Raw genomic sequence first — 18,791 nt, forward strand, 5'->3', positions numbered from 1 at the left:
CCCGGTGGGTACTACGGCTCACCTGGTCGGGTGGTTCGACCCGGACACCGTGCGGTTGAGGCGGTGAAACCCTTCCAGCGCCGGTGTGACGCGGCGTTGGCGGACGACTACTCGCGGGGCTTCGGTCAGGAACCCCGGCGCGAGCGCCAACACACTCACGCGGGCACCCACAGGGCCTCACACACGACGAAGGGCGGCCAGGCCATCGTGGCCCAGCCGCCCCTGTCGGGCGTTACGTCAGCGTCGTGCTCAGCCGCGCGCCTTGAGACGCGAGCGCTCGCGGCCGCGCAGGTTCGCGTCCAGCGTGACCTTGCGGACGCGGATGACCTCCGGGGCCACCTCCACGCACTCGTCGGACGCGCAGAACTCCAGCGCCTCCTCCAGCGAGAGCTTGCGGGGGCGGGCCAGGGTCTCCATCACGTCGGCCGTGGAGGAGCGCATGTTCGTGAGCTTCTTCTCACGGGTGATGTTGACGTCGAGGTCCTCGGCGCGCGGGTTCTCGCCCACGACCATGCCCTCGTACGCGTCGGCGCCCGGCTCCACGAAGAAGGTGCCGCGGTCGGCCAGCTGGATCATCGCGTAGGCGGTGATGGAGCCGGTGCGGTCGGCGACCAGGGAACCGTTGTGGCGGGTGCGGATCTCGCCGGCCCACGGGGCGTAGCCCTCGGAGACGGCGTTCGCGATGCCGGTGCCGCGGGTCTCGGTGAGGAACTCCGTGCGGAAGCCGATGAGGCCACGCGACGGAACGACGTAGTCGAGCTTGATGCGGCCCGTGCCGTGGCCCGACATGTTCTCCATGCGGCCCTTGCGGTTGGCCAGCAGCTGCGTGACGGCGCCGAGGTGCTCCTCGGGGCAGTCGACCGACAGGCGCTCGAACGGCTCGTGGATCTTGCCGTCGACCGTGTGCGTGACCACCTGCGGCTTGCCCACGGTGAGCTCGAAGCCCTCGCGGCGCATCTGCTCGACCAGGATGGCCAGCGCCAGCTCGCCGCGGCCCTGCACCTCCCAGGTGTCCGGGCGCTCGGTCGGGAGCACCTTCACGGACACGTTGCCGACGAGTTCGGCGTCGAGACGCGCCTTGAGCACGCGGGCGGTGAGCTTCGTGCCGCCGTTGCGACCGGCCAGCGGCGAGGTGTTCACACCGACGGTCATCGAGATGGCCGGCTGGTCGACCGTGATCCGGGGCAGCGCCTCGGGGGTCTCGGCGTCGGCCAGCGTGTCACCGATGGTGATGTCCGAGATGCCGGCGATGGCGACCAGGTCACCCGCACGGGCGAACTCGGCCGGGACGCGGTCCAGCGCCTCGGCGATGAGCAGCTCGGTGATGCGGACCTTGACCGGCTCGCCGTCCTCGCGGCACCAGGCGACGGTCTCGCCCTTGCGCATCGTGCCCCGGTGGATGCGGCACAGCGCGATGCGGCCGAGGAACGTCGAGGCGTCGAGGTTCGTGACCAGCGCCTGCAGCGGCCCGTTCACGTCGACGTGCGGCGCGGGGATGTGGTCGAGCAGCACCTGGAACAGGACGTCCAGGTTCTCCTCGTCCGGCTGGCCGCCGTCCTCGGGCTGGTTCAGCGACGCACGACCGGCGCGCGCCGAGGCGAAGACGACCGGCAGGTCCAGCACGGACTCGTCGGCACCCACCTCGGTCGCGAGGTCGAGCAGCAGGTCGTGGGCTTCCTCGACGACCTCGGAGATCCGGGCGTCGGGGCGGTCGACCTTGTTGACCAGCAGGATCACCGGCAGGCCGGCCGCGAGCGTCTTGCGCAGCACGAAGCGCGTCTGGGGCAGCGGGCCCTCGGACGCGTCGACCAGCAGGACGACACCGTCGACCATCGACAGCGCGCGCTCGACCTCACCGCCGAAGTCGGCGTGGCCGGGGGTGTCGACCACGTTGATGATCACGTCGCCGTCCGGCGTGTGCCTGCGCACAGCCGTGTTCTTGGCGAGGATCGTGATGCCTTTTTCGCGCTCGAGCTCGCCGGAGTCCATGACCCGGTCGACGAGTTCGGCACGCGCGGAGAAGGCGCCGGACTGGCGCAGCATGGCATCAACCAGGGTGGTCTTACCGTGGTCGACGTGCGCGACGATCGCGACGTTTCGCAGGTCAGTTCGCGTCTGAAGGGCAGACGCGGTGGCCGTGGGCACGCGGAACTCCTAGAGCTTCGAAGGCGTTGGAGGGGCTCGCGCCAGACACGTCGATGCGCACAGCCGTTTCCGATACTACCGGCTGCGTCGCCATTACCACACAAGACTGCCAGTGAAGTGAGCCTCACCTACTCTAACCAAACGTGTCGGAGTGGAGTGCAACCAGTGGGTAAGAAGCTCAAGAAGAAGTGCTGCCGGTCGAAGCCCCAGTGCAAGCGCTGCCCGGTCCCGTTCCTGCTCAAGGAGCGTGACAAGGCCCGCAAGAAGGCTGCCAAGAAGGCCGCGAAGGCCGCCAAGAAGGCGTTGAAGAAGGCCGCTTGAGCCACGCCGAGGCCCGCGAGTATCTGGACAGGGCACTAGAACTTCTCCAGCGTCACTCGATCGAGAGCGCGGAGGCCGACTGGCCTGCCCTGCGTGCCGAAGCTCACGTCGCCATCGCCTCGGCGAACGGGCCCGAGGACACCTGTGAAGCGATCCGTCACGTGATCGCCACCCTCGGCAACCCGCACACCCACCTGATCACGGCCCAGCGCGCGGCATCGCCTGCGCGGAGGACCGTTCCGACCGGTCGGTTGATCGAGCCGACCGGTCGGTCACCTGAGCCAACCGATCAGTTACTTCGGCCGACCGGTCGGTCACCTGAACCAACCAGCCAGTTACCTGGATCAACCGGTCGGCCAGTCGGGACAACCAGGCAGCTACCTGGGCCAACCGGTCGGTTAGTCGAACCAACCGGTCGGTTAGTCGGGCCAACCGGTCGGTTAGTCGGGCCAACCGGTCGGTTAGTCGGGCCAACCGGTCGGTTAGTCGGGCCAACCGGTTGGTTAGTCGGGCCAACCAGCCGGTTACCGGGACCAGCCGAGCGACCGGTCGAACCAACCAGTCAGTTACTTGGGCCAACCGGTCAGTCAGTCGAGACAACCAGGCGGTTGCTCGGGTCAACTGGTCGATCAACCGGACCAACCAGTCAGTTATCTGAACCAACTGGTCGGTCACCTGGACCACCTGGTCGGTTGCTCGATCCAACCGTCCAGTTACCTGGGCCGACCGGATGGTTGGTTCTGCCCGAGACCGACTCCCGCAACGGCAGGGCGTACGTCACCGCCGGCCTGGCCGTCCTGCGTGGCCTGATCGCGGGCCGACCGACCGGCTGGGTGGTGGACCTGCGCGGCAACCGGGGCGGCGACATGCACCCGATGCTCACGGTGGTCGCCCCGCTGCTCGGCGAGGGCGAGAGGGGCAGGTTCATCGGCCCGGACGGCAACCCGACGAGCTGGGGCGTCCGCCGCGGACACGTCTACAACGGCGGCAAGACGGCGTTCCGGTGGCGAAGGATCCCGGCCGCACGGACCGAACCGGTGGCGGTGCTCACCGACCGCCACACCGCGAGCTCGGGAGAGGCGGTGCTGATCTCGTTCCTGGGCGCGCGCAACACCCGGACCTTCGGCGAACCGACGGCCGGCTACGCGACGGCGAACCAGACGTTCAAGCTCGGAGACGGCGCGCGGCTCGCGATCACGACCGCGTACATGGCCGACCGCACCGGCCGGACGTATGGCAACGAGCCGATCGCCCCGCACGAGCACGCGACGAACCCAGACGACACCCGCGATCGCGTGCTCGACACCGCGATCGCCTGGCTCGCCCAGCAGGCCTAGTGCTGGAGCACGGCCTCGTTCAGCTTCACGAGTTCCGGTGCCGTCCGAGTCGCCTCGAACTCGCAGATCTCGTACTTCACCAGTTTCTGCTCGGCCCACGGGTCCGTGGCGAGCAGCGCCTCGAGTCTGCCCCGGGGCATGGGCCGCGTGATGATCACGCCGCCCGTCCTCGGCACCTGACGCCCCGAGGCGAGGAACAGGCCCCGCTCGTACTGCTTCTCGACCCAGGCTCGGTGGTCGGGGAGTGCGTAGTCGATCTGTTCCAGTGGCGCGGCGTACTTCAGCAGCACGATGAACATCCTTCGACGGTAGCCCTATACTGGGCGACGTGCGCACTCTGAACGCCTTCTGGTGGGCCGCCTTCAGGCGGCCGGAGTAGCTGCGCGCGGACATCACCTCTGACGCGTACACGGGCCGCCCCCACGGGCGGCTTTTTTGATGCGTTCGTCCGGGGCGGTCCTTCGAACGGAAGGACCAGCAGAATGATCCGTCTCTCCGCCATCACCCCGTCGGGCCAGCCCACCTTGGGCAACTACCTGGGTGCGCTGCGCACGTGGGCTCGTGAGGGCACCCACGAGGACGTGTACTTCATCAGTGACCTGCACGCGATGACGTCGTCGCACAATCCGCAACGTCTGCGATCCCTGACGCGCGAACAGCTCGCCGTTCTCATCGCGTCCGGCATCGATCCGGCGAGCGTGTGCGTGCAGAGCGATCTGATCCGCGAGCTGGGGGCGCTGAACTGGGTGCTGGAGTGCACCTGCACCTACGGCGAGGCGGCGCGCATGATCCAGTTCAAGGAGAAGTCACTGGGACGGGAGTCGGTGCGGCTGAGCCTGCTGACCTATCCGGTGCTGATGGCCGCGGACATCCTGTTGCAGGGCACCGCGGAGGTCCCGGTCGGCGAGGACCAGCTCCAGCACGTCGAACTGGCCCGTGCGCTCGCCCGGCGCTTCAACCACGCCTACGGCGACGCGTTCATCGTGCCGACCGCGGTGGTGCCGAAGGTGGGGGCGCGCATCAAGGACCTCTCGGACCCGGCGCGCAAGATGGACAAGTCGGCGCAGAACTCCGCGGGCGTCGTCTTCGTGCTCGACGAGCCGGACCTGGTGCGGCGCAAGGTCCGCAGGGCCGTCTCGTCCACCGACGGCATCGCGAACCTGACCGAGATCCTCAGCTCCTGCACCGGGAAGGAGCCCGAGGACTACACGAGCAGGTTCTCCGACCTCAAGGACGTCGTGGCCGAAGCGGTGATCGAAGAACTTAAGCCCGTGCGCGACCGCACGCTGGAGCTCCTCGCCGACCCCGCCGAACTGGACAGGATCAGGGAGGCCGGCGCGGAACGGGCCCGCGACCGCGCCCAGCACCGGCTGAACGCGGCCCTGCGCCTGTCCGGACTCAGTTGAGGAGCCGCTGAAGGGCCGGCACCAGCACCCGGTCCGCCGGCAGCCAGTCCAGGCCGGCCAGCTCGCCGGCGGTGAGCCACCGGACAGCGTTGTGCTCCAACGCCTCCGGCTCACCGTCGGCGAGCTCGGCCGCGAAGATCCGCAGCACCATGTCCTTCTTCAACGGCACGTCCGGCCCGACGTGCTCACCGACGATGATCGTCACGCCCAGTTCTTCCACGCATTCGCGCACCAACGCGTCCGCGGGCTTCTCGCCGGGCTCGACCCGCCCGCCGGGCAGTTCCCACTGTCCCGCATGGCTTTCCGGGTAGGACCGCTGCTGCGCCAGCAACCGTCCATCCCGGACGATCGCGGCCCCCACCACGACCCGCGCCGCACGCAGTTCCTCGCACCGCCGCGCGAGCGACGCCGAGCGCTTCTCCAGCACCCGCAACGCCATTCCGCGCCCGACCGTCATGTCCGCGAACCGCCCGACGACGCCGAGCACGGAGGTCCAGCTCACCCGGTCGACCACCATCGTCCCGGCCCCGGTGGCCACGAGATCCGTGTGCAACTCGAGAAAATCGCCCGCGGCCGACACACCGGACAGATCAGCACGGGTGACCGTCAGCCGGACCCCGAACGGCCCGACGAGCACATCTCCCAGGCACAGCAACGGACCCGGGACCTTCACCCCGAACCCCGTGATCAGCGACGTGTCCAACAGGGCACCCGCAACAGCGGCAACAGGCGCGTCGACCAGCGCCGACGCTCGCAACTCTGGCACCAGAGCTTGCTACCAGGACGGCCAGCGGATCTCCAAACGCGCACCACCGGCAGGTGACTCCGCGGCACGGACGGATCCACGCCGCCGCCCGACGAGATGCGCCACCAGCGCGAGCCCGAGACCGAATCCGCCGGAGCGTCGCCCGCGGTCCTCCTCGACCCGGTAGAACCGGTCGAACACCTTCGTCCGATGCTCGGCGGGAATCCCGTGCCCGTCGTCGTCCACGAGCAACCGCACGTCCCGGCCGACCGGCACCAGCGTCAACGTGATCGTCGAGTACGCGTACCGGGCGGCGTTGCGCAGCAGGTTGTCCAGCACCAGCTCGACCTCGGACCGCGTGGCCGACACCAGGCACGCCGACGGCGGCGCGGTCAGCCGGACCAGCAGGTCCGTGTCCAGCCGGGAGATCGCCGACTCGGCCTCCAGCACGAGGTCCACCGCTTCTGCCCGCGGCGGCGCCCCGGTGTCCGCCCGCGCCAGGATCAGCAACGACTCCACCAGCGCGCTGAGCCGGATCGACTCCTCGACCACCGACTCCAGCACCTCGATCGAGAAGTCCGGATCCGGATGCGCCACGGCGACCTCGGCCTGCGCCCGCACCGACGCGACCGGCGACCTCAGTTCGTGCGCCGCGTCGCCAGTGAACCGCCGCAGCCGGTCCGACGCCTCGTCGCGCCTGGCCAGCAACGCGTTCAACGCCTCCGCCAGCGCCTGCAGCTCGTCCCGCGCGAGCGGCACCGGCAACCGTTCCCCGTGCGGCAACTCCGCCGCCGCGACCCGCATCCGTTCGACCGGCCGCAACGACGACCGCACCGACAGCCAGGTCGCGATCCCCACCAGCACCGCCACCAGCACCGCCGCGACGGCCAGCCAGCGCGTGCCGAGCGTGTTGGCCTTCCCGTAGCCGAGCAACGTGCTCGCGTAGACCTCCAGGCGAGGCGTCCCGTCCCCGGAGAACACCACCTGTCCCCGGAACCTGAGCGCGGACTCCCCGTCCATCCGCAGCACCGGCTCGCCGGACCGCAGGGCCCGGATGTCCTGTGCTGTCAACGGAAGCGGTGGCTGGCCGTCCACCGGCGTCCCGGACACGTCGAGCACCCGCGGCGGCGACTTCTCCAGTTCCTGGTCCACCGCGGTGATCTGGATCAGCCCGATCAACGCCGGCGCCAGCCCGGTGAACGCCAGCAGGCACAGCAACGCCACCCCCGTGGCCACCACGGTGATGCGGAAGCGCAACGTGCGCCGCAACCACCAGCGGCGAGGGTTCACTTGTTCCCCAACGCGTTGTCCAGATCCGGGGTCGACGCGATGTACCCGTGCCCGCGAATGGTCCGCACGACCTCACCGGCCCCCACGGCGTCCAGCTTGCGCCGGAGGTACCCCACGTAGACCTCGACCGCGTTGCGGGTGGCGGCCTGCTCGTCTCCCCAGACGGTCCGCAGCAGCTCGTCCTTGGTCACCACGGACCCCGCCCGCGACGCCAGCACGTCGAGCACCGCGTACTCGCGCGGCGACAGCGACACGTCCTGCCCGGCCCAGGTGACCTCGCGCAGCCCGCGGTCGATCACCAGGTGCCCCAGCGTCAACCTCCGGCGGGCCCCGCCACCGCGTCGCAGCAACGCCCTGACCTGCGCGACCAGCACGACGAAGCTGAACGGCTTGACCAGGTACCCGTCGGCGCCGAGATCCAGCCCGTCCGCCTGGTCGACCTCGCCGTCCTTCGCCGACACCATCAGCACCGGCGTGCGCACCCCGTCTGCCCGCATGCGCTGCAGGATCCGGTACCCGGACAGGCCGGGCAGCATGATGTCGAGCAGCACCACGTCGAAGGCCCCGGTCAACGCCACCCGCAACGCCGTGGGCCCGTCGGAGGCGGTGACGACCTCCATGCCCTCCGCCGACAACCCGCGTTCCAACGCCCGACGCACGCCGACTTCGTCGTCCACGACCAGCACCCGAGGCTTCACGGGTCACAGCATGCCGCGCGCGACTCCCAGCCGCGCGCAAGATCTCAGCCGACTCTCAGAAAGCGTGCAGCGGCAGGCACAAAACCGCAGGTCGGAGTAGTCTCAGCACCATCTCAGCAACCCACCACCAAGCTGTGAGTACAAGCCCTTGGAGGAGGGGACCACTGATGAACAAGCGAAAGGTGACCCTGGCCGCTGCGGCGGCCGGAGTGATCACCGGTGCGACAGGCCTGAGCCTGCTCGCCATGCCGGCGGGTGCGGGCCAGCCGCCGTCCCTGCCGGACGTCTCCGCGGAGACGCTCGTCGAGCAGGTGCTGACGAGCAACCCGAGTGCGTTCGGCGGAACCGTGGAGGTCGACAACAAGCTCGGTCTCCCGTCGATCGCCGAGATCCCGCAGCTCGCCGACGGCAAGCACAGCGCGCGGATCTGGACGGACGGCAACGGCAAGTTCCGCGCCGCCCTGCCGAACGGCCAGTCCGAGCAGACCATCGTCAACGACGGCACGACCACGTGGTCGTGGAACTCCGCGGACAACGAGGTCACCAAGTCCGAGCACAAGGCAGACCAGCCGAAGCCGGACACCGAGAAGGCCGAGACCATGGACCCGGCCGCGGCGGCCAAGCAGGTCGTCGGGCTGACCAAGGAGTTCAGCGACATCAGCGTCGACGGCACCGCGCGGGTCGCGAACCGTGCCGCCTACGAGCTCGTGCTGACCCCGAAGGCCAGCGAGAAGACCCTGATCCGCGAGGTGCGGATCGCGGTCGACTCCGAGCTCAAGATGCCGCTGCGCGTCGCCGTTCTGACCAACGGCACGAGCGAGCCGGTCGGCCTGGTCGGTTTCAGCGAGATCAACGTCGGCCCGCAGGACTCGAAGCTGTTCGAGTTCACGCCGCCCGCCAACGCCAAGGTCACCACGCCGGAGGCCAAGGAGGAGAAGGGCCGCGACCGCATGCCCGAGATGGGCATCGAGCAGGCGCTGCAGGGTGAGCACCCGCAGATCTTCGGCACCGGCTGGGACACCGTCGTCGGCGCGAGGATTCCGGCGCAGGCCATGACCCAGGTGCCCGCCGAGGCGCAGGGCATGGTCGACAAGTTCACCAAGAAGGTGAGCGGTGCCTGGGGTAGCGGCAAGATCTTCAACACGAAGGTCGCCACGATCCTGATCGCGGACGACGGCCGTGTTGTCGCGGGCGCCGTGCCCGAGCAGGTGCTGTTCGACACGATCGGACAGGTGAAGTGACCACCTCGACCAGCGCGCCGGTGACAGCGCCGTCGAAACACGCTGTCGCCGCGCGGACCAAGGGTCTGCGCAAGGAGTACGGGAGCACGGTCGCCGTGGACCGCGTCGACCTCGAGCTGCCGGAAGGTGCCGTGCTCGGCATGCTCGGGCCCAACGGGTCCGGCAAGACGACCACGATCCGGATGCTGCTCGGGTTGGTCCGCCCCACTCAGGGGGAGATCGAACTGCTCGGTCAACGTCTTCCCGACGGAGCCGAGCAGGTGCTGCCGCACGTCGGCGCGCTGGTCGAGGGTCCGGGGTTCCACCCGTTCCTGAGCGGGCGGGAGAACCTCGTCAGGTGTGCCGCGTTCGAGCCCTTGCTGCCCAAGAAGCAGATCAAGCAGGCGGTCGAGGACGCGATCGAACGCGTCGGGCTCGCGCAGGCGGCCCACCGCAGGTTCCGGGGGTACTCGCTCGGCATGAAGCAACGTCTCGGCCTGGCCGCGGCGTTGCTCGTGCCGCGCAAGCTGGTCGTGCTCGACGAGCCGACCAACGGCCTGGACCCGGCCGGCACCAGGGAGATCCGCAAGGTCATCGCGGACCTGCACGCGGCCGGGAGCACGGTCATGGTGTCGAGTCACCTGCTGAGCGAGGTCGAGGCCACCTGCACGCACGTCGCCGTGCTGCACCGCGGAACCGTTGTGGCGCAAGGAGAGCTGACCGAACTGCTGCAGGCGGGCGGATCGGCGCTCCAGGTGATCACACCGGACGTGGAGAAGGCGCTGGGCGCGTTGCGGCAGGCCAAGATCTCCGCCCGGCCGCTCGGTGACGGCCTGCGCGTCGAGCTCGCGGGGACGAGCGCGCCGCAGGTGATCGAGACGCTCGTGCACGGAGGAGCCCAGGTCTACGAGGCGACGCGCTGGAAGACCGGTCTGGAGGAGCTGTTCGCCCGGCTCACCGAGGCCGAGGAGGCCGAGCGCGGAATGTCCGCTGTGGACACTCTGGACGGGGGACGGCGATGATCGCGCGTCAGTTCGGTTCCGAGGTGCGCTGGATGCTGCGCAGGCCGCGGACCCTCATCGGGTTGTTCGGCCTGATCCTCGTGCCGATCATCATCAGCTTCGGCATCTGGACGGCCGGCGACGACGGTGGCGGCGGCCCCGGCCTCGCCGCGATCATCGAGGGCAACGGCATGGTCGTGCCGATCTTCACGTTGTTCCTGTCGCTCAACCTGTTGCTGCCGCTGGTGGCGTCGATCTGGGCGGCGGACGGCCTCGCGGGCGAGGCCCAGCACGGCACGTTGCGCGGCCTGCTGGTCGCGCCGGTGTCCCGTGTGCGGCTGCTGTTCGTGAAGCTGTTCGGGCTCACCGCGATGTCGTTGCTCGCCGTCACGCTGATGGCCGTCGTCGGCATCATCGCCGGTACCGCGTTCCTCGGTTCCGACGGCATGGCGACGCTGTCCGGCACCACCCTCTCGACCGGAGAGGGCCTGCTGCGCATTGGCCTGTTCATCCTGCTGGTGACGTTCCAGATGGTGTCGATCGGTGCGGTCGCCCTCGCCGTCTCGTCCGCCACCGAGCACCCGCTGGTGGTGCAGGCGGCGACCATGGTGACGATCATCGTGTTCCAGGTGCTGGGGCAGTTCAGCTCACTGGACTGGCTGCACCCGTTCCTGATCACCACGGGCTTCCCCGGGCTGATCGACGTGATGCGCGACCCGATCCCGTTGGGGCAGATCGGCGACAGCACGTTGCTCGCCGGGTGCTACCTGCTGATCGGCACCGGCCTGGCGGCCATCCGCCTGGTCACGAAGGACAGCTAGCAGCTTGTCCGCGCAAGGCCGGCGTTGCTCGCCGGTGGCGAATCCCGGTAGCGGCTTCGACCCGTGGAGGTCGTCGCCGTGGTACCGGGGGATGACGTGGACGTGGAAGTGCCACGCGTCCTGGCCACCGGCGGGCTCGTTGTGCTGACGGGTGGAGATCCCCTCGCAGCCGTACGCCTCCCGCATGGCGATGGCGATCTCGCGAACGACGTCGTGCACCGCGTGGCCGTACTCGGCGGGCAGGTCGTAAATGTTCTCGTGGTGCGCGTTGGGGATGACGATGACGTGGCCACGGTTGTTCGCCCACCACCCGGACGCGACGAACGCCGTGGCCCGCTCGGTGCGCAGCACGACGTCGCTCTGGCTGTCGATCTCGGTCTCCCCGCCGGCGAGCAGGAAGCAGAACGGGCACTCGTACCCGTCCGGCGCGTGGCTGATCATCGCCGGAACCCGCCCTCGCTGTTGATCACCTGTCCGGTGATCCACGCGGCGTCGTCGGTGCACAGCCAGGAGATCAGCCGGGCGGCGTCGTCCGGCCGGCCCCAGCGCTTCGCCGGCATCCGCTCGTTCACGAAGTCGATCAGCTCCGGACCGGCCCAGCCGGTGTCGGTCGGGCCGGGGTTCACCACGTTGACCGTGATGCCCCGGTCCGCCAGCTCGCGCGACAACGTGGCGACGATCGCGACCAAGGCCCCCTTCGACGCCGCATAGGCCACCTCACCGGGCATCGGGCCGAGGTTCTGCCCGGACGTCAGGAACACGATCCGGCCACCGTCGGTGCTGCTCCACTGGCGGGCAAACGCTTGCGCCAACAGGATCGACGACCGCGTGTTCACCGCGTAGTGCTCGTCCAGCATCGTGGCGTCCAGCGAACCCAACGGCCCGTCGCCGCCGGACCGCGCGTGGTTGCACACCAGCACGTCGACGCGTCCGCAAGCCTCGACAGCCGCGGCCATCAGCTCGTCCGGCGCGTCCGGCCGGGCCAGGTCCGCTCCCAGCCCTTGAGCACCGAGGTCCGCCAGCACCTCATCCACCGAGTCCGCGCCCCACGGCTGTGAGGCGTCGTGCGCGACGTGGTGCTGCACGAACAGATCGAAACCCAGCCCGCGAAGCCGCGCTGCGATCGCGTAGCCGATTCCCTGCCGCCTGCTCACGCCCGTGACGAGCGCGACGCGTCCCCCATGAAGTCCCATAGGGCTCTACTACCCGACGCGCGCGACGCCGTCCAAGTCAATTGCGAGCCGCACGCGGTCCCCCACGGACACCGGCCCCACGGCCTCGTACTCCTCGCCGCCGATCTCCACGAGCAGCCGTACGTGATCGCGCCGGTGCACCCGTTCCAGCACGGTGCCCTCCAGCAGGCCGTCGGAGTCGACCCGCAGCGCCGTGGCCCGCAGCCCGACCCGTTCCACGTCCAGCCCGACGAACGATCCGGGCACGAACTTGTTGCAGCCCAGGAACTTCGCGGTCTCCACGTCCACCGGCGACGACCACACCTCGGCAGGCGGCCCGACCTGGACGATCCGGCCACGCGACATGATCGCCACTCGGTCGGCCAGCGTGAACGCCTCGTCGTGGTCGTGCGTCACGACGAGGGCCGTCGTCGCGGCCTCCCGCAGCAGTCGCGCCAGGTCGACCGCGAGCTGTTCGCGCAACGCCCGGTCCAGCGCCGACAAGGGCTCGTCCAGCAGCAACAACCGCGGTGACGGCGCCAACGCCCGTGCCAGCGCGACCCGCTGCTGCTCGCCGCCGGACAGCTGCGTCACCCGGCGGTCGGCATAGCCTTCGAGCCCGACGAGTTCCAGCAGCGACAGCACGCGCTTGTCCCGCGTCTCGCGCTCGACCTTCTTCATCCGCAGGCCGAAGGCCACGTTCCCGGCGACCGTCCGGTGCGGGAACAGCTGCCCGTCCTGGAAGACCAGCCCGAACTCGCGCCGGTGCACCGGAACGCTGGCCAGGTCCGAGGAATCCCACCGCACCGCGCCGGCAGACGGCTTCTCCAGCCCCGCCACGGTGCGCAGCAACGTCGACTTCCCGCACCCCGACGGCCCGAGCAACGCCACGACCTCGCCGTCCGCCACCGACAGCGACACGTCCGACACCGCGGCCGTCTGTCCATAACGGACGGTGATCGAGTCCAGTTCCAGCGCCATCAGAACTCCCCGCTGCTCGGCACGCGCAACCGCTCGATCAGCAGCACGCACCCGACCGTCACGACCATCAGCAACGCGCACGCCGCATAGGCCATCTGGCTGTTCAACTCCCCCGGCCGCGACATCAGCCGCGCGATCACCACCGGCAGCGTCGGCGCGTCCGGGCGGGCCAGGAAGCTCGTCGCGCCGAACTCCCCCAGCGCCACCACGAACCCGAACCCGGCCGCCGCCACCAACGACCGCCCGACCAGCGGCAGGTCCACCTCACGCCACACCCGCAGCGGTGAGGCACCCAGCGTCGCCGCCGCCTGCCGCAGCCGTTCGTCGACCGCCCGCAGGACCGGCAGCACCATCCGCACGATCAACGGCGTGACCACCAGCGCCTGCGCCAGCGGCACCAGCATCGGCGACGTGCGGAAGTCGCCGGGCAACGCGTCCATCGTGATCAGGTAGCCGAAACCGACCGTCACCGCGGACACCCCGAGCGGCAGCATCAGCGCGGTGTCGAGCACCTCGGAGACGCGACTCCCCGACCGCCGCAACCCGACCAGCACCACCGCCGAGAACACCCCGACCACCAACGCCACGAGCGTCGCGTCGAAGGCCGTCCGCAGCGAGTTCACCGCGGCGTCGATCCCCGTCACCGCCAGCGTCCCGCGGTCGCCACGGGAGTTCAGCGCCACGTAGCCGGCGAAGCTCCAGCCGTCCCGAGTGGACAGTGACCGCGTCACCAGCCCGACCACGGGCGTCAGCAACGCCACCACCACGGCAAAGGCAGCAAAGACCACGTACCACTCGCCGCCGGACGGCCGTCGCGCCAGCTCTTCCCTGCCCCGCAACGCCAGCGCGGTCTCCCGGCGCCGCCGCGCCAGAGCGCCCAGCACCAGCACCGCGAGCACGGCGAGGAACTGCAACAACGACAGAGCCGCCGCCCCGGACAGGTCGAACAGTTCGACCGTCCGCAGGTAGATCTCGGTCTCCAGCGTCCGGTACCGCGACCCGCCCAGCACCAGCACGACGCCGAAACTCGTGGCACAGAAGAGGAACACGACCGCCGCAGCCGACCCGATCGCCGGCGCCAACGCCGGCAGCACGACCGACACGAACGCTCGCGGACGGGAAGCCCCAAGCGCCCGCGCCGCGTCCTCAGCTCGTCGATCCGTGTGCGCCCACAGCCCGCCCACTGTCCGCGCGACCACGGCCACGTTGAAGAACGCGTTCGCCAGCACGATCGGCAACACACCGCCGTCCGGCCAGAACGTCCGGAAAGCCAGACCCACCACCACGGTCGGCAGCACGAACGGCACCATCACCGCGGCCCGGATCACGCCGAGACCGCGGATCCGGCAGCGTGCCAGCACGAACGCCAGCGGCATCCCGGCGACGACTGCCACTACCGTCGACGCCAGGGCCTGTCCCAGCGTGAACCCGACGAGTTCCCAGGTGTCGCCGTCGACGAGCGCCGCGGTCACGCCGCCTTCGCTCAGCCCGAGCGACACGATCGCCAGCACGGGCCACGCGAAGAACAAACCCAGGAAGGCCAGCGGCAGCAGCGCCGCCGCCGACCACCCCGTGCGGGAACTCAGCCCTGCACGAGCTTGCGCCACTGCTCGACCCACGCTTCGCGGTTGTCCTTCACCTTGTCCGCGGGAAGCGACTGCGGTGAGGACGGCAACGGCGCGTCCTTGGCCCACGACTCGGGCAGCGCGACACCCTCACGCGACGGGTAGACGTACATCTGCTCGGCCACCTGGGCCTGGAACTTCTCGCCCAGCAGGAAGTCGAGGACCTTCTTGGCGTCCTCGGTGTTCTTGGCCCCGGACAGCACACCCGCGTACTCGACCTGGCGGTAGCAGGTGTCCAGCACGGCCTTGGTCTTGCCGCCTTCAGCCGACGGCGACGACGCGTAGGACACGACGATCGGCCGGTCGCCCTTGGTGGCGGAGAACTCCTGGTTGTAGGCCTCTTCCCAGCCACTCACGACCTTGACGCCGTTGGCCTTGAGCTTCGTCCAGTAGTCCTGCCAGCCGTTCTCGCCGTACTTGGCGATCGTGCCGAGCAGGAACGCGAGACCGGGCGAGGACGTGGCCGGGTTCTCGACGACCAGCTTGTCCTTGAACTTCGGGTCGGCCAGGTCGTCGTACGACTTCGGCTCGACGCCGCCGAGCTTGGCCGGGTCGATGTTCAGGCACACGTCACCGACGTCGACGGCCTGCAGGCGGTTCGACTCGTCCGCCTTGTACCGCTGAGCGCCCTTCGAGGCCTCCGGCGATGCGTACTCGGCGAACACGCCCTCGTTCAAAGCCCGCGAGGCGAACGTCGAGTCGACGCCGAACGCGACGTCGCCGATCGGGTTCGCCTTGGTGAGCACCAGCTTGTTCGTCAGTTCGCCCGCGTCACCGCTCGCGATCTGCTTCACGGTGATTCCCGAGGACTTCTGGAACTCGTCCAGAACCTCGGGCTTCACGACGAACGAGTCGTGCGTCACCAATGTGACCTCGTGCGTCTGTGGCGCGGTCGAAGTACCGGCCGAACAACCGGTCAGCACCAGAGCAGCGCAAACAGCAAAAATCTTTCTCACGTCAAATCTCTCCCTACGCCGGTATGACCCGGATCAGGTGGACGGTCGAGGGCTTGCGAGCCCTCCTCTCAGCCCGGCGCTTCACCGGACTCCCGTGGCAACGCGCAGCCTACGTGACGTGGTGGGACGATCAGGACATGGCCGAGCTGTTGAGCGACGATCAGTTGAACGACGTGCTGCCCAAGCTGCCCGACTGGGGCGCCCAGGACGCGGCGCTGGTCCGGACCGTGGAGCTGGCGAGCTTCTCCCAAGCGATCATGGTCGTGAACCGGATCGCGGAGATCGCCGAGAACGACAACCACCACCCGGACATCGACATCCGCTACAAGACGCTGACATTCCGCCTGAGCACCCACTACAAGGGAGGAATCACCGCGCTCGACGTGTCCCTCGCCGAGGAAATCGACGGAGTCCTGGACGCGATGAGCTGATTCGGTCAAGATGTGCGCTGCCGCCGCCCGCGGACAGGAGAGGGAACACCCTCATGCGGTTGCGCACATCATTTTTCTGCCTGGTTCTCACCGGGACATTGACCGCGTTTCCGGCCGGTGCGAACGCCGTGCCGTGTGCCGTGACGGACACGATGATCAAGGCCAGCGCCACCTGGGTCACCAAGGGTTCCGATCTCGCGGCGAACAACTGGTCCAACGCGAACTTCCACGTCGGCAACCTCGCCCAGGTGCGAACCACCGGGATCAGCAACCACAAGACGTGGCCCTGGGTGCAGGCGAACTCCTACCTGCTGCCGCTGGACCCGGCGAACCCCTTCGCCCCGGATGCCCAGTCGACCGGTGAGCCGTACCTCGACGTGGCGTACTTCCACCCGGAGCCCGAGGTGCTGCAGCCGTTGCGCAACAACCTGCGCGCCCAGGTGAAGGACGGGAAGACGCACTACTGGAAGTCGCCGGACGCGCTGAACATGGCGCTGCCGTCGTTCACCCGCGTCGCCGTGGCCGACGACGACCAGGCCATGCTCGACTACTCGTTCAGGTCGTACCGCAGCCTCAAGGCCCGGACGTTCAACGAGTTCACGGGCCTGTGGAGCCTGAACGTGCAGACGAACGGCTGGGCCGTGCAGGGTCTGGCCAAGGCGATGCTCGCGCTGCCGGCCGACCACCCGTACCGCGCCGAGTACGCCAAGACGTTGCGCAAGAGCGTGCAGACGCTCAAGTTCCTGCAGCGCCACGACGGCTTCTGGGGCAGCACCGGCAAGGACTCCGCGGCCACCGCGATGATCACTTATGCGATCGCCGCCGGCATCAACGCGGGCGTGCTCGACCGGGAGACCTACCTGCCGCACGTCCAGAAGGGCTGGCAGGCCCTCCTGACCGCGCTGGACGCCGACGGAACGCTGGGCTGGGTCGCGGCCCGCAACTCGTGGAAGCCCGCGTCAGCCGGTGACACCGGTGGGTTCGCCGTGGGCAGCTTCCTCATCGCGGGGCAGCAGCTCGTCCCTCTCACGCCGGGTTGCTAGGCCGATCGCGACGAGCGTGAGCAGGCCCGCGGCCGGATAGCCCCAGCCGAGCGCCACGAAGACCCAGGGCCGCGGGAAGTCCCAGATGTTCGGCTGGGCGAGCAGCAGGAACGAGATCAGGTAGCCGCCGGTCAGCAGCACCCACAGGCCGGCGGTGATCTTGCACAGGAGGTGCCCGCCGGTGTAGATCAGCCACAGCAGGGCGGGCACCATCCACACCCAGTGGTGGCTCCACGAGATCGGCGAGACCAGCAGGCCGAGCATCTGGACGCTGACGATCAACGCCAGCGCGTCCTTGGTCCTGCTGACCGCGAACCACGTGAGCGCGGCCGCGACGAGCACGGCGACGATGTAGATCGGCCCGGTCTTCACGTCGTAACCGACCGTGCGACTCAGGGCGCCGCGCAGCGACTGGTTGATCGCGCTGCCGACCGGCCCGACGCGACTCGCGTCACCGAGCAGCTGGAACCAGAACTTGTCCGACTGGGACGGTGAGATGGCCCAGCCGATGCCGTACACCACGACAAAAGCGACGAACGACCACACAGCGGCCATCCACCGGCGCTGAATGAGGAAGTACAGCCCGGAAATCGCGGGCGTGAGCTTGATGCCCGCGGCGAAACCGACCCCGGCGCCGCCGACCCAGTTGCGCGCGCTGGCGAGCGTGCCGATCAGGATCGCGACGAGCACCAGGTTGATCTGGCCGTAGTTGAGCGTGGTGCGGACCGGCTCGATCCACAGCGTCAGCGCGGTCCACATCATGGCGCGGCGCGGGTCCTGCAGCTTCAGCAACTTCAGGCTGGTGCGCACGATGTAGTAGAGGCAGGCCAGGCAGAGCAGCTGCCAGATCCAGCGCGAGGCCTCCCACGGCACCCAGCTCATCGGCGTGAAGATCGCGGCCGCGAAGGGCGGGTAGGTGAACGGCAGCGGGAACACGTCCGCGTACTGGTCGAGCCGCCACTCGTAGAGGTCGCCGGAGAACAGGTGCGGCGACCCGTTGCGGTACACCAGCAGGTCGATCATGGTCATCTTCGCCTGGAACGCGACCATGAACAGGTGCCCGGCGACCGACAACGCGAGCAGCCACGGTGCTACGGAGAGCACACGCGCTTCCACAGCACGGAGTTTCACCCCGAAAACGTTACCCGAGGCAACGAAACGGGGTACCCCGGCGTCAATAGGACGGGAGAGATCGCAAGAGGGAGTTTTCTGATCATGTCTGTTGATCTTGTAGTTGCCGCTGTCGCCGCTCTGGCCATGCTGGGGGTCGCGTTCGGAGTGTTCGCCGCTGCCGCACGCGCTAAGAACAACGTGTAAGAGCTTGTAAGACAAGCAGAAGGGGGAGCCTCCACAAAGGAGGCTCCCCCTTCACCGTTTCCGAGGGGAGGAACGGTGATCTGGTGCGCGTTTAGAAGTAGTGCGCCCGTCCGCCGATCGGCTTGCCGACCGCGCCCAACACGGCGAGGATCGCGCCGATCACCAGGAGCACCACTCCCAGAGTCGTCAGGATGCTGATACCCATCAGCCACCCGACGACGAGCAGAATAAGACCGAGGACGATCATGACACCTCCAGGTGGGGAATCCTTTTCTGGATTAC

Annotated in this window: 20 protein-coding genes, 1 pseudogene and 1 riboswitch; of the genes and pseudogenes, 8 read left to right on the plus strand and 13 right to left on the minus strand. The window is 68.9% G+C overall.

Annotated features, from left to right (window positions below):
* Positions 1-18: 18 nt before the first annotated feature.
* Positions 19-159 (minus strand): hypothetical protein, encoded by a 141-nt coding sequence (locus ACIRG5_RS29525; protein ID WP_402910411.1) that lies wholly within the window; start codon positions 157-159, stop codon positions 19-21.
* 90 nt (positions 160-249) lie between these two features.
* Positions 250-2,145, minus strand: a complete 1,896-nt coding sequence (typA, locus tag ACIRG5_RS29530) for a translational GTPase TypA (protein ID WP_319980239.1) — start codon at positions 2,143-2,145, stop codon at positions 250-252.
* 165 nt (positions 2,146-2,310) lie between these two features.
* On the opposite strand from typA, the gene ACIRG5_RS29535 reads away from it, so the two are divergent.
* Both ACIRG5_RS29535 and ACIRG5_RS29540 read left to right on the plus strand, forming a co-directional pair.
* The gene (locus tag ACIRG5_RS29535) at positions 2,311-2,466 is read left to right on the plus strand and encodes a hypothetical protein (RefSeq protein WP_162185756.1); all 156 of its coding nucleotides are present in this window, start codon (positions 2,311-2,313) and stop codon (positions 2,464-2,466) included.
* A gap of 734 nt (positions 2,467-3,200) precedes the next feature.
* Positions 3,201-3,803, plus strand: coding sequence for a S41 family peptidase (locus ACIRG5_RS29540; protein WP_402910414.1), 603 nt, complete (start codon positions 3,201-3,203; stop codon positions 3,801-3,803).
* On the opposite strand, the gene ACIRG5_RS29545 is transcribed toward ACIRG5_RS29540, so the two are convergent.
* Positions 3,800-4,102 carry a YciI family protein gene (locus tag ACIRG5_RS29545; RefSeq protein WP_093602488.1) on the minus strand — a complete coding sequence of 101 codons (303 nt, stop codon included), beginning with the start codon at positions 4,100-4,102 and terminating at the stop codon, positions 3,800-3,802. The two genes, ACIRG5_RS29540 and ACIRG5_RS29545, sit on opposite strands and share 4 nt — an antisense overlap.
* Before the next feature lie 183 nt (positions 4,103-4,285).
* On the opposite strand from ACIRG5_RS29545, the gene trpS reads away from it, so the two are divergent.
* Positions 4,286-5,209, plus strand: a complete 924-nt coding sequence (gene trpS / locus ACIRG5_RS29550) for a tryptophan--tRNA ligase (RefSeq protein ID WP_402910418.1) — start codon at positions 4,286-4,288, stop codon at positions 5,207-5,209.
* Here trpS and ACIRG5_RS29555 read toward each other — a convergent pair.
* The 3 genes from ACIRG5_RS29555 to ACIRG5_RS29565 are packed head-to-tail and all read right to left on the minus strand — an operon-like array spanning position 5,202 to position 7,942.
* Complete coding sequence (locus ACIRG5_RS29555) at positions 5,202-5,975, minus strand: (deoxy)nucleoside triphosphate pyrophosphohydrolase (RefSeq protein WP_402910421.1); 774 nt, start codon at positions 5,973-5,975, stop codon at positions 5,202-5,204. The genes trpS and ACIRG5_RS29555 overlap by 8 nt on opposite strands.
* Positions 5,976-5,984: 9 nt before the next feature.
* Positions 5,985-7,244, minus strand: a complete 1,260-nt coding sequence (locus tag ACIRG5_RS29560) for a sensor histidine kinase (protein ID WP_402910423.1) — start codon at positions 7,242-7,244, stop codon at positions 5,985-5,987.
* On the minus strand, positions 7,241-7,942 hold the full coding sequence (locus ACIRG5_RS29565) for a response regulator transcription factor (protein ID WP_245822304.1): 702 nt from the start codon (positions 7,940-7,942) through the stop codon (positions 7,241-7,243). Before ACIRG5_RS29565 ends, ACIRG5_RS29560 begins: the two co-directional genes overlap by 4 nt.
* Before the next feature lie 167 nt (positions 7,943-8,109).
* On the opposite strand from ACIRG5_RS29565, the gene ACIRG5_RS29570 reads away from it, so the two are divergent.
* The 3 genes from ACIRG5_RS29570 to ACIRG5_RS29580 are packed head-to-tail and all read left to right on the plus strand — an operon-like array spanning position 8,110 to position 10,984.
* Positions 8,110-9,183, plus strand: a complete 1,074-nt coding sequence (locus ACIRG5_RS29570) for an outer membrane lipoprotein carrier protein LolA (protein ID WP_402910426.1) — start codon at positions 8,110-8,112, stop codon at positions 9,181-9,183.
* Positions 9,180-10,184, plus strand: a complete 1,005-nt coding sequence (locus tag ACIRG5_RS29575) for an ABC transporter ATP-binding protein (RefSeq protein ID WP_402910429.1) — start codon at positions 9,180-9,182, stop codon at positions 10,182-10,184. Before ACIRG5_RS29570 ends, ACIRG5_RS29575 begins: the two co-directional genes overlap by 4 nt.
* Entirely contained in the window at positions 10,181-10,984 is an 804-nt protein-coding gene (locus ACIRG5_RS29580) for an ABC transporter permease (protein ID WP_402910431.1), read from the plus strand. The genes ACIRG5_RS29575 and ACIRG5_RS29580 overlap by 4 nt, the downstream gene beginning before the upstream one ends.
* A gap of 90 nt (positions 10,985-11,074) precedes the next feature.
* Here the strand turns inward: ACIRG5_RS29580 and ACIRG5_RS29585 are convergent.
* The 5 genes and pseudogenes from ACIRG5_RS29585 to ACIRG5_RS29605 all read right to left on the minus strand — a co-directional run.
* Positions 11,075-11,425, minus strand: a pseudogene (locus tag ACIRG5_RS29585) (HIT family protein); the annotation flags it as partial.
* Positions 11,422-12,177 (minus strand): SDR family oxidoreductase, encoded by a 756-nt coding sequence (locus tag ACIRG5_RS29590; RefSeq protein WP_402910434.1) that lies wholly within the window; start codon positions 12,175-12,177, stop codon positions 11,422-11,424. The gene ACIRG5_RS29590 and the pseudogene ACIRG5_RS29585, both read right to left, overlap by 4 nt.
* A gap of 9 nt (positions 12,178-12,186) precedes the next feature.
* Entirely contained in the window at positions 12,187-13,137 is a 951-nt protein-coding gene (locus tag ACIRG5_RS29595) for an ABC transporter ATP-binding protein (protein ID WP_402910436.1), read from the minus strand.
* A complete protein-coding gene (locus ACIRG5_RS29600) occupies positions 13,137-14,744 on the minus strand; it encodes an ABC transporter permease (RefSeq protein WP_402910869.1) in 1,608 nt (535 codons plus the stop codon). The genes ACIRG5_RS29595 and ACIRG5_RS29600 overlap by 1 nt, the downstream gene beginning before the upstream one ends.
* Positions 14,720-15,718, minus strand: coding sequence for a thiamine ABC transporter substrate binding subunit (locus ACIRG5_RS29605; RefSeq protein ID WP_402910438.1), 999 nt, complete (start codon positions 15,716-15,718; stop codon positions 14,720-14,722). The genes ACIRG5_RS29600 and ACIRG5_RS29605 overlap by 25 nt, the downstream gene beginning before the upstream one ends.
* Positions 15,712-15,824: riboswitch (TPP riboswitch) on the minus strand. It overlaps the preceding gene by 7 nt.
* Before the next feature lie 31 nt (positions 15,825-15,855).
* On the opposite strand from ACIRG5_RS29605, the gene ACIRG5_RS29610 reads away from it, so the two are divergent.
* Positions 15,856-16,149: a 4a-hydroxytetrahydrobiopterin dehydratase gene (locus ACIRG5_RS29610; protein ID WP_402910441.1), complete on the plus strand. Its 294-nt coding sequence runs from the start codon at positions 15,856-15,858 to the stop codon at positions 16,147-16,149.
* A 59-nt stretch (positions 16,150-16,208) separates the two neighbouring features.
* Positions 16,209-17,192: a glycoside hydrolase family 88 protein gene (locus tag ACIRG5_RS29615; protein WP_402910443.1), complete on the plus strand. Its 984-nt coding sequence runs from the start codon at positions 16,209-16,211 to the stop codon at positions 17,190-17,192.
* Here ACIRG5_RS29615 and ACIRG5_RS29620 read toward each other — a convergent pair.
* Both ACIRG5_RS29620 and ACIRG5_RS29625 read right to left on the minus strand, forming a co-directional pair.
* A complete protein-coding gene (locus ACIRG5_RS29620; RefSeq protein WP_402910445.1) occupies positions 17,109-18,323 on the minus strand; it encodes a mannosyltransferase in 1,215 nt (404 codons plus the stop codon). The genes ACIRG5_RS29615 and ACIRG5_RS29620 overlap by 84 nt on opposite strands.
* A 277-nt stretch (positions 18,324-18,600) precedes the next feature.
* On the minus strand, positions 18,601-18,756 hold the full coding sequence (locus tag ACIRG5_RS29625) for a DUF6131 family protein (protein ID WP_089909616.1): 156 nt from the start codon (positions 18,754-18,756) through the stop codon (positions 18,601-18,603).
* Positions 18,757-18,791 lie beyond the last annotated feature (35 nt).

This window comes from Lentzea sp. NPDC102401, from assembly GCF_044765805.1.
Taxonomy (GTDB): Bacteria; Actinomycetota; Actinomycetes; order Mycobacteriales; family Pseudonocardiaceae; genus Lentzea; species Lentzea sokolovensis.

What these genes read in the sequence shown, in the direction of transcription:
- ACIRG5_RS29545 (WP_093602488.1), bottom strand. Translation starts at nt 4,102, where the DNA reads ATGTTCATCGTGCTGCTGAAGTACGCCGCGCCACTGGAACAGATCGAC.
- trpS (WP_402910418.1), top strand. Translation starts at nt 4,286, where the DNA reads ATGATCCGTCTCTCCGCCATCACCCCGTCGGGCCAGCCCACCTTGGGC.
- ACIRG5_RS29570 (WP_402910426.1), top strand. Translation starts at nt 8,110, where the DNA reads ATGAACAAGCGAAAGGTGACCCTGGCCGCTGCGGCGGCCGGAGTGATC.
- ACIRG5_RS29580 (WP_402910431.1), top strand. Translation starts at nt 10,181, where the DNA reads ATGATCGCGCGTCAGTTCGGTTCCGAGGTGCGCTGGATGCTGCGCAGG.
- ACIRG5_RS29590 (WP_402910434.1), bottom strand. Translation starts at nt 12,177, where the DNA reads ATGGGACTTCATGGGGGACGCGTCGCGCTCGTCACGGGCGTGAGCAGG.
- ACIRG5_RS29595 (WP_402910436.1), bottom strand. Translation starts at nt 13,137, where the DNA reads ATGGCGCTGGAACTGGACTCGATCACCGTCCGTTATGGACAGACGGCC.
- ACIRG5_RS29610 (WP_402910441.1), top strand. Translation starts at nt 15,856, where the DNA reads ATGGCCGAGCTGTTGAGCGACGATCAGTTGAACGACGTGCTGCCCAAG.
- ACIRG5_RS29625 (WP_089909616.1), bottom strand. Translation starts at nt 18,756, where the DNA reads ATGATCGTCCTCGGTCTTATTCTGCTCGTCGTCGGGTGGCTGATGGGT.